The sequence below is a fragment of the Arenibacter catalasegens genome, from assembly GCF_002909235.1.
Lineage (GTDB): Bacteria > Bacteroidota > Bacteroidia > Flavobacteriales > Flavobacteriaceae > Arenibacter > Arenibacter catalasegens.
On sequence record NZ_PHQQ01000031.1, the window covers coordinates 21076 to 34584 of the forward strand.

At 38.6% G+C, this 13509-nt stretch carries 11 protein-coding genes; 9 read left to right on the forward strand and 2 right to left on the reverse strand.

Features of this window, described 5'->3' with window-relative positions; translation table 11 throughout:
* Nucleotides 1-25: 25 nt before the first annotated feature.
* Nucleotides 26-430 (forward strand): c-type cytochrome, encoded by a 405-nt coding sequence (locus tag CWD90_RS19885; RefSeq protein WP_103477813.1) that lies wholly within the window; start codon nt 26-28, stop codon nt 428-430.
* Between the two features lie 2 nt (nt 431-432).
* Here CWD90_RS19885 and CWD90_RS19890 read toward each other — a convergent pair whose 3' ends face one another.
* Together CWD90_RS19890 and CWD90_RS19895 are read right to left on the reverse strand one after the other, a co-directional pair.
* On the reverse strand, nt 433-1248 hold the full coding sequence (locus CWD90_RS19890) for an N-acetylmuramic acid 6-phosphate etherase (RefSeq protein WP_103477814.1): 816 nt from the start codon (nt 1246-1248) through the stop codon (nt 433-435).
* Between the two features lie 283 nt (nt 1249-1531).
* Nucleotides 1532-2281 (reverse strand): DeoR/GlpR family DNA-binding transcription regulator, encoded by a 750-nt coding sequence (locus tag CWD90_RS19895; RefSeq protein ID WP_103477815.1) that lies wholly within the window; start codon nt 2279-2281, stop codon nt 1532-1534.
* 256 nt (nt 2282-2537) lie between these two features.
* Here CWD90_RS19895 and CWD90_RS19900 point away from each other — a divergent pair, with 256 nt between their 5' ends.
* The 8 genes from CWD90_RS19900 (at nt 2538) to CWD90_RS19935 (ending at nt 13426) form a co-directional block, all read left to right on the forward strand.
* Nucleotides 2538-5447: a SusC/RagA family TonB-linked outer membrane protein gene (locus tag CWD90_RS19900; protein WP_239986574.1), complete on the forward strand. Its 2910-nt coding sequence runs from the start codon at nt 2538-2540 to the stop codon at nt 5445-5447.
* Between the two features lie 16 nt (nt 5448-5463).
* On the forward strand, nt 5464-6807 hold the full coding sequence (locus tag CWD90_RS19905) for a RagB/SusD family nutrient uptake outer membrane protein (RefSeq protein WP_157941281.1): 1344 nt from the start codon (nt 5464-5466) through the stop codon (nt 6805-6807).
* A 78-nt stretch (nt 6808-6885) separates the two neighbouring features.
* The gene (locus tag CWD90_RS19910) at nt 6886-8397 is read left to right on the forward strand and encodes a glycoside hydrolase family 10 protein (protein ID WP_103477846.1); all 1512 of its coding nucleotides are present in this window, start codon (nt 6886-6888) and stop codon (nt 8395-8397) included.
* Between the two features lie 73 nt (nt 8398-8470).
* The gene (locus CWD90_RS19915) at nt 8471-9745 is read left to right on the forward strand and encodes an MFS transporter (protein ID WP_103477818.1); all 1275 of its coding nucleotides are present in this window, start codon (nt 8471-8473) and stop codon (nt 9743-9745) included.
* Nucleotides 9735-11297, forward strand: a complete 1563-nt coding sequence (locus CWD90_RS19920) for a glycoside hydrolase family 3 protein (RefSeq protein WP_103477819.1) — start codon at nt 9735-9737, stop codon at nt 11295-11297. Before CWD90_RS19915 ends, CWD90_RS19920 begins: the two co-directional genes overlap by 11 nt.
* Before the next feature lie 5 nt (nt 11298-11302).
* Entirely contained in the window at nt 11303-11965 is a 663-nt protein-coding gene (locus CWD90_RS19925; RefSeq protein ID WP_103477820.1) for a class I SAM-dependent methyltransferase, read from the forward strand.
* Nucleotides 11966-12009: 44 nt separating this feature from the next.
* Nucleotides 12010-13086: an anhydro-N-acetylmuramic acid kinase gene (locus CWD90_RS19930; RefSeq protein ID WP_103477821.1), complete on the forward strand. Its 1077-nt coding sequence runs from the start codon at nt 12010-12012 to the stop codon at nt 13084-13086.
* A gap of 79 nt (nt 13087-13165) precedes the next feature.
* Nucleotides 13166-13426, forward strand: coding sequence for a DUF4212 domain-containing protein (locus CWD90_RS19935; protein ID WP_103477822.1), 261 nt, complete (start codon nt 13166-13168; stop codon nt 13424-13426).
* The last annotated feature ends 83 nt before the right edge of the window (nt 13427-13509 follow it).

Genomic DNA, 13509 nt, shown 5'->3' on the forward strand with positions numbered 1-13509 from the left:
TATTAAAAACTTCAAAATATAAAACATGAAGCTATTGCTCTTATCTTATATTTCAACCATTTTTATATTGTCTTTTTTTCTATTCCAAGACAAGGAATTGGAAGAAAGTATCAACAGAGGGAAGGACATCTATACAGACTTTTGCGTTACCTGCCATATGACGAATGGTGAGGGTGTTGAAAAGACGTTCCCTCCCTTGGCCAAGTCTGATTATTTGCTAAAAAAAAGAGTCGAAAGCATTCGGGGTATAAAATATGGACAACAGGGAGAAATCATCGTCAATGGAGTTACCTACAATAACACCATGGCCACTATGGGCCTCTATGACGACGAAATTGCCGACGTAATGAACTATATCTTAAACTCCTGGGGCAATAAAAGTGATAAAATGGTTACTGAAAAAGAAGTTTCTGCAATAAGCAAAGAATAAATTTATCCATTTCTAGAATCAATTGCCTTTTTAACCGAACCGTATTTCTTCAATAACTCTTCAGCCTCGGTGTAGTCAATTTTCAGTTCTTCTACCAAATATCGGGTACCGCGATCCACCAATTTTTCATTGGTAAGTTGCATGTTCACCATTTTATTGCCTTTTACCCTGCCAATTCTAATCATTAAAGCAGTCGATATCATATTAAGAACCAGTTTTTGTGAGGTTCCGCTTTTCATCCTAGTACTTCCCGTAAGAAATTCTGGACCTACATTTACCGCAATAGGAATTTCTACAGCCTGGGTTAATGGTGATCCAGGATTATTGGTAATACACGCCGTTAACAATCCATGAGCAGCCGCCTCTTTTACCCCACCTATTACGTAAGGTGTTGTGCCGGATGCAGCTATCCCTACAATAGTGTCGTTTTTAGTAATATTATAAGCCTCCAAATCTTTCCATGCCTGTACCGCATCATCCTCGGCATTTTCAACGGGATTTCTAAGAGCAACATCGCCACCCGCAATCAATCCTATCACCCGATCATGGGGCAATCCGAAGGTTGGTGGTATCTCTGAGGCATCCAAAACCCCTAATCGCCCACTGGTTCCTGCACCTATATAAAACAACCTTCCACCTTTATCAAACCTTTCTTTTAAACCATCCACCAATTTAGTCACCTCAGGAATAACCAAGGCCACCGCGTCCGCAATTAGTTGATCCTCCTTATTCATGTTGTTAAGGATGGTAGTGGTATCCATCAATTCCAAATCTGAGTAATTTGATGGTAATTCGGTTATCTTCATATAATCTTGCATAGTTTATGGGTGGTATTTGGTATTTAATAAATTGTTAGTTGGTTTAATATAAAAGCGAGATAGTGAATTGGATCGGTGAATTTAGCATATTCAATCTGAAAGCCTTTACTCGTATTATTCTTTAGTTAAAAATTTTTCAATCGGACCTAATTCTGTTTCACAAATCAAGGAATACTTTTTAGATTAACGGCAAAATTAGGAAATTTTAATATTGAATCAATAATGTTGATGCATATAAACAAAACAGAGAATTTGAACATTTCTATACTCTTGTAAAGGATTTCTAAAGTAAATTTATTTTGATTTCCCTAAAGGCCATTAGTTTATCGTCTTCTGGCTCCAATTCAGTTATTAGAAAATCTATTTTGTCCAAGTCACATATTTTAAAACGTTGTGTAGAATTCAACTTCTCTGAAATTAATGGGGCAACTATTTTTTTTGAGGCGCGTATCATAGCCTTTTTTATTTGAACAATATCCCAATCAAAATCGGTTACACCATTATTAACATCAATCGAGTTTATTCCTAAAAAACAGATATCAACCTTAATGTCATTCAACATATTAATCGCGCAGCCACCAATAGCAATTTGTGAATCTTTAGATAATTTACCTCCTATCAATATCACATCCACATCCGATTTGGCCATTAATTGGACTGCAACCGGTAAGCTAGGCGTAAAACAGGTAATTTTCAAATTCGGAGGTATCATCCTAGCAATTTCCATATTCGTAGTTCCTCCGCTAATAAGTATCACCTGGCCACTCCTTAACAACGTAATTGCCTTTCTAGCAATCCGAGATTTATTCTCCAACTCATATATCTCCTGATTTTCAACCTGGTAATTGTTAAACCCTAAAGAAATGGCACCACCGTGTACCTTCTTTAATTTTTTGGTAACGCTTAGCTCCTTGATATCCCGGCGTATTGTATCTACCGAAACATTCAATAACTCTGCAATATCAGTAAACAAAACCTTATTATGGATTCTGACCTCATTCACGATTACTTGTTGTCTCTCGGCTTTCAGCATAAAACTATCAATATAATTTATTCACAATATCAGCAAAATACTGCAAATATGCCATGTGCGGCTGATATTTATTTTAAAAATCGCAATATATTGCAAAAAATTGCAGGTATTGCAGTATTTTGCATATTTTTGAAATTACTAATTATTCTATTTCAGAATTATAATTACTAACAATTAACTCCAAAAATCGATGAGAAAATTTCAAACAATTAGGGGAAAGTTACCAAGCCATTTAACTTTATGGCTCTTACTGGTAATGAGTACAAACGTATTTGGGCAACAATCCCCAATTACAATTAGTGGAAACATTACGGAAAGGGGATCAGGTATTCCTATAGCCGGTGCTTCAGTGTTTATCGAAAATAGCTCTTTCGGCACGGTTTCGGATTTCGATGGCAATTACAGCCTCAAGGCTACTTTAGAAAACAAGGATTATGTTTTGATTATCAGTTATCTAGGGTTTAGCACTCAAAAAACATCCATTAATACTTCCACTGGTGATATAACAAAAGATATTCTTCTGTCAGAAGATCTTTTAAGCTTGGATGAAGTAGTGGTGACCGGTACAGGTACAGGAGCCAACAAGAGGTCCCTAGGAAATGCTATCTCCTCTGTAAGATCAGAGGATTTGACCAATAACGGTGCTACCCAAGTAGACCAAGCCATAGCGGGTAAAGTTGCTGGTGCCTTGGTACAACAGAATTCCGGCGATCCCGCAGGTGGTATCAGTATTAGACTTAGAGGTCCCAGTACGATAGCAGGTAGTTCTGACCCGCTGTACATTGTGGACGGTATTATCATCAGCAATTCTAGTAATGAGCTTATTGATTTAGGAGGTAACTCGCAAAATAGACTAGCCGACCTAAACCCCAACGATATTGAAAAAATAGAAATAATCAAGGGTGCGGCAGCGGCTGCAATATACGGATCTAGGGCCAGCAACGGTGTAGTTCAAATTTTTACCAAAAAAGGTAAGACTGGAGAACCCAAGTTTACATTTATGACCAATACCAAGCTTAACGAACTTAGAAAAAAGATTGATTATAATACAACTCCCTTAGCCTGGGAAGTAGCCACGGATAGAAACAATTTGGCCACCATTGCAACTCAGCGCTATGATTTACAAGATGCTATATTCGATACTGGCTTTGGCTTGGAAAATTACTTCTCTGTAAGAGGAGGAAGTGAAAAAACCACTTATTTTCTTTCGGCCTCACATTTGGATAATGAGGGAATTGTAAAAAATACAGACTTTAAACGATACGGGTTTAAAGCCAATATTACTCAAAAGGCAGCTGAATGGTTAGACATCACTGGAGGGTTTAATTACATAAGAAGTAGTAGTAACGATGTTCCCAATGGAGGAATCAATTCTGCCTATGGAGCAATTACAGGCTTCTTATTTAGTGATAATTCTATAAACCCAACACCTGATGCATCTGGGGTATATCCGGTAACTTCTCCTTTAGTAGCGCGGACCAACCCTATGGAAGCCGTGGACCGATTTGATTTTGGACAAAAAACAAATCGTTTTATCACTAGCATTGCCTTGGATGGTAAATTTAACGATCACCTTTCCGCAAAGTACACTTTGGGAATGGATTATTACAACCAATCTGCCACTGCCTTTATCCCTATCAACAACACCTCTACATTGCCTGATGGATTCGCTAGAAGGTCAGATTTAAACAGTTTTCAATACAATAGCGACCTGAATGTAACTTATAGAACGGATATATCGGATAATGTAAACTCTATTACCACTGCTGGAGGTTCTTGGCAATATGAAGAAAGGGACAGAGTTGGCATTAGTGCAACTGGACTTCCTCCCGTGGTGGAGACAGCAACAGGAGGAAGTTTATTGGAACAAGGTGAATCAAGGTCACAGATTTCGTATTGGGGAGCCTTCCTTCAACAATCCTTTTCCTTCATGGACAAAATTTATATAAACGGGGCAGTAAGAATGGACGGGGCTTCTACCTTTGGTAAGGATGAACGAAATCAGCTTTATTTCAAGGCCAGTGCTTCCTACGTTCTATCCGATGAAGATTTCTGGAAAGAGACTTTTTCAGATTCATTTAACTCCTTCAAATTAAGGACCTCTTGGGGCCAGGCTGGTAACCTTACGGCTTTGGGTGCCTTTGATAGATTTTCGGTATACAACCCATCGGCAATAAGTGGTGCTGTAAGCCTAATACCTTCGACTGCTCAAGGAAATGAAAACTTGAAACCTGAACGACAGGATGAAATTGAATTAGGTTTTGATGCCGGTTTCCTTAACAATAGGCTGGGATTGGAATTCTCGTATTACCATCAAAAAGTAACTGATCTTTTACTACCAAGAGTTTTGGCACCATCAAGTGGATATAGCTCAAGATTTGAAAACGTTGGTAACCTTGAAAACAAAGGTATTGAATTACTCCTCAGAGCAGCACCCGTAAAAAATGAAAATTTTACTTGGGATGTTACTGCTTCTTTCTCTAAAAATAAAAACGAAGTTACCAATGTAGCTGGTGGAGGGCGACTTACCCTTGATGGAAGTTTCTCTACCAACTATGTTATTGAAGGTGAGCCCATAGGTGTTTTTTACAGACAATTTTACGCAAGAAATGAAGATGGTACAATAGCTTTGGACGCGGATGGATATCCATTTAGAGGTACAACGGATGATGGTGAATCTTCAAAGGTTCTAGGTGACCCTAATCCAGAATGGTTTGGATCTCTAATCAATGAAATCTCCTATAAAGACTTTTCATTGAGAGTACAATTTGATGCGGTACAAGGCTATGAAGTGTTCAACTGGAACCGTAGGTTATTGGACAATGTAATATTTGGGGGCGGATATAATGTGGGCCAAGAATTGTTGGGCAATCTTCCAAAAGGCTACGGTGGTGCACAGGCCAATATCTTCGAAGAGTTTGTGGAAGACGGATCTTTCGTTAAGCTAAGGGAAGTAAGTCTTAGCTATAACTTTAGGCCAAAATGGGATTTCATAGACAATGTAGCGTTAAGTTTGGTAGGTAGGAACCTTGTTTCATGGGACAATTATTCCGGATGGGATCCAGAAGTAAGTGCTGCTGGACAAAGCAACGGAGTTAGAGGATTTGATTTCGCAACAGTTCCAATCCCAAAAACGTATCAATTTGGAGTAAATGTTAGTTTCTAAACTTAAAAAAACAACGATGAAAAAGTATATAAATTTTAAAACAAAGGCTATAGCATTATTGATGACCGTGGTAGCGGTATCCTCTTGCGAAACCGATTTTGATAACCCTAACGCCGCAACGGACGATCAAGTTTTTTCTTCTAGGGAAGGTATCCTTGCTGCAACCATAGGTATGCACCAATTATATTCCACTACTGGATTAAGGTGGATCGTGGAAACACCAGCAGTAACTACTAGAGAGGCTGGTATTACTACTACTTTTCAAAATATGATAGACCTTGAGGATGGAGGGGACATTCCCAATTCTACTTCCAATATAGTCGGACTTTGGTCCACTATGCTTCGGGTAATGTCTATTTCTGAAGATATCGCCAAGAATGCACCGAATTTAAATATAAATGACGGTACCAAAAGTGGCTTGATTGCATACGCCAATTTGTTTAAGGCAATGGCAATAGGTAGCATGGCTCAAAACTATGAGCAGGCTATTGTTGCTATCAGCCAAGATGGGGATGCTACATTCGTCTCTCGGACAGAAGCATTCAATACGGCAGTTGCCCTCCTCAATGAGGCACAGAATTTAATTTCCTCCAACCCAATATCAGATGAGTTTAGTTCGGAAATATTGAGAGGAAATATAGACTTGGAAAATACCCTTAAGGCTATGTCCGCAAGGTATAATCTTTTTGCCGGGAATTATGATGCCGCCATATCGGCTGCTGCATCAGTAGATCAATCTGCTGCATCGGTCTTCACCTATGATTCGCAAAATCTGAATCCAGTCTGGAGCAGGGTTTTTCAAAATGGTGTTCCCAATTTTAAACCAAGAGATAATTTTGGACTTCCGAATTCCTTTGCCATTGACCCTACAGACGGGCGAATTGATTTCTATTTGGTTCCATTGGATGAATTGAACATAAATCAATTACCAATTGAAGACCTAGCAGGATTCTTTGACGAAGAAAGTGGTTCGGAATCCATCCCATTGTATCTAACGGACGAGATGAACCTGATTATTGCAGAAGCCAATCTTCGAAAAAGTTCGGCGGATATTACGGCTGCCGTAACTGCCATAAACAATGTTAGGACAGACAATGATGATGTCTTTGGGGTAAATGCCAATATTCCTGCTTATTCCGGTGATTTGTCAATTGAAGCCTTATTGGAAGAGGTATATCTAAACCGCAGGTTGGAGTTATTCTTAACCGGAACTAGCTTGGAAGACAGCAGAAGGTTTGAACGTCCTGAACCTAGTACAAGTGCCAAGGTATTTACTGATGAAAGGAATAGAAACTACTACCCTTACCCTAACACGGAAAGGGACAATAACAGCAATACCCCTTCGGACCCATCAATTTAAAGGAAATATTGTAATAGTTTACAAAAGGCCTACATTTATAATAAAATGCTAGGCCTTTTGTTTAAATATCAATTTTATATGCTTAAAAAAATTGCCTTTATACTCATTATAACGCTTTCCTCATGTTCCGTGTTCAAATCTTCCATACCAACACCTAAACATGAATTTAGAGGGGTTTGGATCGCTACCGTGGTCAACATAGACTGGCCAAAAAATAGCCTGGACAGCATTGAAAAACAAAAACAAGACTATTTAAAAATCCTTGATTTTTATAAGGATTTAAATTTTAACGCTGTAATTGTTCAAATCAGAACTGCAGGGGATGCCTTTTATCCTTCGCAATATGCACCTTGGTCCCGTTTCCTAACAGGCAATGAAGGTATAGCTCCAAAACCATATTACGACCCCTTACAATGGATGATAAAGGAAGCGCATTCCAGAGGAATGGAATTCCACGCTTGGCTCAACCCCTACCGTGCCACTTTTGATGAAAAAATTGAATTATTGAACAAAGACCACGATTATAAACAACATCCTGAATGGATGTTAAAATATGGAAAAAAATATTATTACAACCCTGGATTACCAGAAGTACAACAACATTTGACAAATATTATTGGAGAAGTTGTTGACAACTACGATATAGATGCCATACACTTTGACGACTATTTCTACCCTTATAAAATTGCCAATGAAGTTTTTGAAGATTCTGTTACCTATTCCGAACATGCCCTACCCCAGCAATCCTTAGACGATTGGCGCAGGAGTAATATAGACAGTCTTGTAAATAATGCGCATGAAACTATAAAAAGCAAAAAGCCATGGGTTCAATTCGGCATCAGCCCATTTGGGGTTTGGAAAAACAACAGTACCGACCCACGTGGATCCGACACCAAAGCTGGCCAAACCACATATGAAGATCTATATGCCGACCCATTGTTATGGATGAAAAAAGGTTGGATAGATTATTTGGTTCCCCAAGTTTATTGGAGCATGGATTTACCCGTTGCATCCCACCGCAAGATTGTAGATTGGTGGTCCAATAATAGTGAGAATACCAACCTATATATTGGTAATGGACCATACAAAATAAGAAACAATAGTGATAAAGCTTGGGACAATAAAAAGGAACTACCAGAACAATTAAAATTCGCTAGGGAAGATAAAATGGTAATGGGTAATGTTTTTTTTAGTGCCAAATCCCTGATGTCAGATAAGGAGGATATTCTAAAAATATTAAGAGAAAAATACTACCACAATTTGGCCCTGCCCCCTATTTCGCCTCTGCAAAAAAATACCTTTGGCACAGTAAAAATACGTACCCAATTTGCAGAAAAAAATGGAGCATTGCAATTTAAAATTTTAGCTGACCAGAGAAAAAATTTGAGATATGCCTTGGTGTATGTCGCCAAAAAAGAGCGCAAATTAGACCTAGAAAACACCGATCAATTAGTGGTAAAAATACCACTAACGGATACGGGAAATTTTAATTTGAACACCTCACTGCTTAAAGATAAAAAACATATAGCTTTAACATTTATAAATAATTTTGGACAAGAAAGCAAACCTGAAATCATCAAAATTAATTAGAGAAAAAGGACCTTTTTCTTTCTGCGTATGAAGCAATATACAGATCAATATTTGAACAACAAAATTGAATGAAATGATTCAAAAAGACAAGGGGGCATGGGCATGGGTCCCTGTTTTATACTTTACTCAGGGGATTCCCTACGTACTTGTAGTAACAGTTTCGGTAATAATGTATAAAAGACTGGGTTTAAGTAACTCAGATATCGGTTTATACACGAGTTGGCTATACCTTCCATGGGTACTTAAACCCTTATGGAGTCCGTTTGTGGACTTAAATGGCACCAAAAGAAATTGGTTCTTATACATGCAATTAATTATTTCGCTGGCCATTTTAGGCGTGGGTTTAACCCTGCCAACGACCATCTTTTTCACCACAACTTTAGCGTGTTTTTGGATGGCAGCATTTGCTTCCGCAACTAACGATATTGCTTCAGACGGATATTACATGTTGGGCCTTACCGAGAAGAAACAAGCCTTCTTTGTAGGCATGCGAAGTACCTTTTATAGGTTGGCAATGATCACTGGTCAGGGACTCATAGTTATCCTCGCCGGATTCTTGGAAAACTATTATGGCGACAATACCAAAGCCTGGTCCATTACCATGATCGCCGCCGCTATTTTAATGTTGTCATTGACCATCGCAAACTTTTTTGTAACTCCAAAATATGAAACTTCAGAAGCCATTGTTCAAGAAAAACCAGAGAGCTTTTTGGAGGTCTTTATTTCATTTTTTAAGAAACCCAATATTGGAATCGCCTTGGCATTTATTTTAAGTTATCGTTTGGGAGAATCCCAATTGGTAAAAATGGCAGCTCCTTTTTTGTTGGATAAAACCTCAGCTGGAGGATTGGAATATTCCACCGAGGCAGTAGGTACTATTTATGGAACAGTCGGAGTAATTATGTTGTCCTTAGGTGGAATTCTAGGAGGTATCCTAATTTCCAAAGACGGCTTAAAAAAATGGATGCTGCCTATGGTTTTGTCCCTTAACATTCCCAATGCCATGTACGCTATTCTGGCATTGACAAAAACTACAAGTCTATCGGCAGTAATAGCAACTGTGGTACTGGAACAGTTTGGCTATGGCTTTGGATTTGCCGCCTTTTTAATCTTCCTAATTTATACTGCCGAAGGAATTTCTAAAACGTCACATTACGCCATTGCAACGGGTTTTATGGCTTTAGGAATGATGCTTCCTGGAATGGTAAGTGGTTATATTCAGGAATGGCTAGGGTATGGAGGTTTTTTTGTTTGGGTGGTCATTGCCGCCCTACCAGCCCTTTTCCTTTTGAGATTTATTAAATATCCAGCCGATTACGGCAAAAAGACGAATTCCGATGTCAGTTAATATAGATTCATATAAAACAGCAACAAACAAGCTATCCCTCAAGGAAAAGCTTGGCCAATTATTTATGCCTGCTGCCTTCATTAATGATACTGAAGAAGATATTCTGAAATTGGAAAACCTCATCGCCCAACAGCATTTGGGCGGTCTCTGTTTTTTTCACAGTAGGGCCAGTGCGGCCACCAACTTTGAGGGCAAAAAGAAAATTGTATATAACGAGCAAAGTCTAAGCACCCTTAAAAACCTAATACAACGCTATCAAAAAGCTGCAAAACATCCTTTGCTCATTAGTATTGATGCTGAATGGGGATTGGCCATGCGCATTGAGAATACACCCCAATACCCCTATGCCATAACCCTAGGAGCCATTCAAAATAATGAAGACCTAATTTTTCAGGTGGGTCAAAAAATTGCGCGTGACTGTAGGGAGGCCGGTATACATTGGAATTTGGCACCTGTGGTAGACATCAACAACAATCCTTTGAATCCCGTAATTGGATACCGTTCCTTTGGAGAGGATAAATTAAACGTGACTAAAAAAGCAATTGCCTTTATCAAAGGCACGGAAAGTGAAGGTATTTTAAGTTGCATCAAACATTTTCCAGGACATGGGGACACTGCTACTGATTCCCACCTTGGTTTACCGCTCATTGAAAAGTCTATAGAAGTCCTATTGGAAAACGAACTATATCCCTTTATCGAAATTATAAAACATGGAGTGGACAGTGTAATGGTAGGCCATTTATCCGTTCCCGCTTTAGATAACGGAGAGGGCACTCCGGCCACCATTTCCAAAAAGATCATTAAAGAGCTCCTGCGAAAAGAGCTAAATTTTAAAGGTGTCGTAATTTCGGATGCCTTAAACATGCATAGCGTTAGTAAAATGTTTCCCAAGAAAGGCGAACTGGAATGGCTGGCCTTTGATGCAGGCAACAACATACTTTGTTTTGCGGAACACACGGCAGAAGGCATAGAAACGATTATACGCAATGCTGATCCCCATGAAATTGAAGACCGCTTTAAACGGATATGGCAATTAAAGGAACAAGCTTTCGCAGCTCACCCAAAAGATATAGCTCTACACGGCTCCACTGTTCTAAATAGAAATCTAGCAGTGGAGAGTATCACCTTATTGACTGGTAGTGATACTAATATCAATGAATTTAAAAAAGAAGGTTTTAGCTGTCTTGCCCTTGGGGAATCTCCCAACAGAATGTTTGTAGAAAGGGCCTCTAAAATAGCTATTGAAGGACCTCAAAACAAGGATAACATTCTAATTGCGCTTTACCCCCCAAAAGTTAAGCCCCAAAACAATTTTGACCTTAAGACTGAAGATTTGGAGCATCTACATGGTTTACTAAAAACCAAGAATGTAATTCTTTACGTATTTGGAAACCCCTACGTGCTCAACCTCATAAATTATAAAGCGGCCAAGGCCGTGGTTTTAGGGTATCAAAATTTTAAAGAATTTCAGGAAATTGCCTTTGACCATTATATGGGAGAACAAACAGCCAAGGGCCGATTACCTGTTTCTATCAGTCTTAAAAAGAATTAACGATTATGGAAAATAACATCCTCGATTCCTGGAATAAAAATGCCCTAGAGTGGATCAAGATAATTGACAATGCCAATATTGAATCCAGAAAATACACCAATAAAGCCATCTTGAATGTTATCGGCAATTCACCTGCCATCAAAATTTTAGATGTCGGTTGCGGAGAAGGTTGGCTAACCAGAAGCCTTATTGCTATGGGAAAGTATGTGGTTGGCCTTGATGCCATTCCCCAGTTATTGGAAAATGCAAAAAAAAAAGGAGAAGGCTCCTTTTACCAGATGTCATACGAAGAAATTGGTTTGGGAAATTCCATACCCGAATTACCATATGATGCCGTAGTATTTAACTTTTGTCTTTATCAGAAAGAAGGACTAAGCCAGCTGCTAAAGAAAATTAAGACTGTGCTGTCCGAAAATGGATATATCGCAATTCAGACCCTACATCCTTTTTTCTTGACCCAAAATAATTTGGATTATAAAAGCCAATGGATCAACGATTCTTGGAACGGACTTCCCGGTAATTTTATCGATGGCCATAGCTGGTATGCACGGACCTTTGAATCATGGATGTCCGTTTTTAAAAAAGCTGGACTTCAATTACATCATTTTCAAGAAGTAACCAATGATGACAAAAAACCCGTTTCGGTAATTTTTTTACTCTCGGAATAAATGGAGGATAAAAGTACAATCCCAAACAACAATATAATATAAAAATGAAAATATATAAAGTCATCGGGCTAATGTCCGGCACCTCTCTGGATGGATTGGACCTAGCATATTGCCATATATGGAAAACTCCCAACGCTTGGGATTTTGAAATTAAACAAACTCATAGTATTTCCTATAGCGAAGAAATGCAGGAAAAGCTCAAAAAATCCATTTTCCTCCCAGCGGATCTTTTGCTAAAGTTCCATAATTCCTATGGCACTTGGTTGGGTATACAAACCAAGGAATTTATCAATTCCCACCAATTAGAGGTCGATTTTATTGCAAGTCATGGTCACACCACCCACCACCAACCACAGAACGGACTTACCTTTCAAATAGGTTCTGGACAACATCTGGCCAACGAAAGTGCAACAAAGGTCATATGCGACTTTCGCACCAACGATGTAGCCTTGGGAGGGCAGGGAGCACCTTTGGTGCCGATTGGAGACCAACTCTTTTTTGGACAGTACGATTTTTGCCTCAACCTTGGCGGTATAAGCAATATATCCTTTGAGCATAATGGAAAAAGACTGGCTTACGATATAGGACTGGCCAATATGATCCTCAACCATATCACTCAAAAAATAAAACTCAATTACGATAAGGGAGGTTCTTTGGCCCGGACGGGAAAAATAAACCAAGTAATGCTAGACCGATTGAACGACCTTGAATTCTATAAATTGCCCTTTCCAAAATCCATAGGTTTTGAATGGTTTGTGGAGGAGGTAGTGCCTATTGTTGAGACGACTTCTGATTCCATTGAAAATTTACTGCATACCGCCATTCATCATATTTGTGATCAGATAGCCCTTGTAATAAAAATACAGAGGAATAAAACAAATGGAAGCTTATTTGTTACCGGTGGCGGTGCTTTGAATACCTTTTTAATGGATTGTTTACAAGAAAAAATTGGAGCGGAAACTAACGTAATTTCACCGTCAAAAACCTTAATCGAATTTAAAGAGGCCCTTGTATTTGCGTTGATGGGTGTATTGAGAGAGGAACAAAAAACCAATTGCCTAAGTTCCGTAACGGGAGCCAAAAGAGATTCTTTTGGAGGCGTTGTTTATTTGCCTAGTTAAAAACATATCGTTTGGTATATTAAATCAAAACCTTATCTTGGTTACCTAAATACTACTTCAACACAAAACCTGGGATATAATGAGTGAAAAGCAAAAAAAGGCGACGGCCTATTGGAAGGAAAATGTTCGTTATTTATTTATTCTTTTATCCATTTGGTTTGTGGTATCCTTTGGTGCTGGCATCTTATTTAAAGACGCCTTGAACACCATTAAAATTGGTGGTTTCAAATTAGGGTTTTGGTTTGCACAACAAGGTTCCATATACGTCTTCGTTGTCTTAATATTTGTATATGTACGCCTTATGAACAAGTTGGACAAAAAGTATGGTTACAACGAATAGCTTCCTTCATATTACCAACAACCTTTTTAAATATAGAAATGTATTTGGGCATACCACCCAATTACCTGATTACACCATTCAAT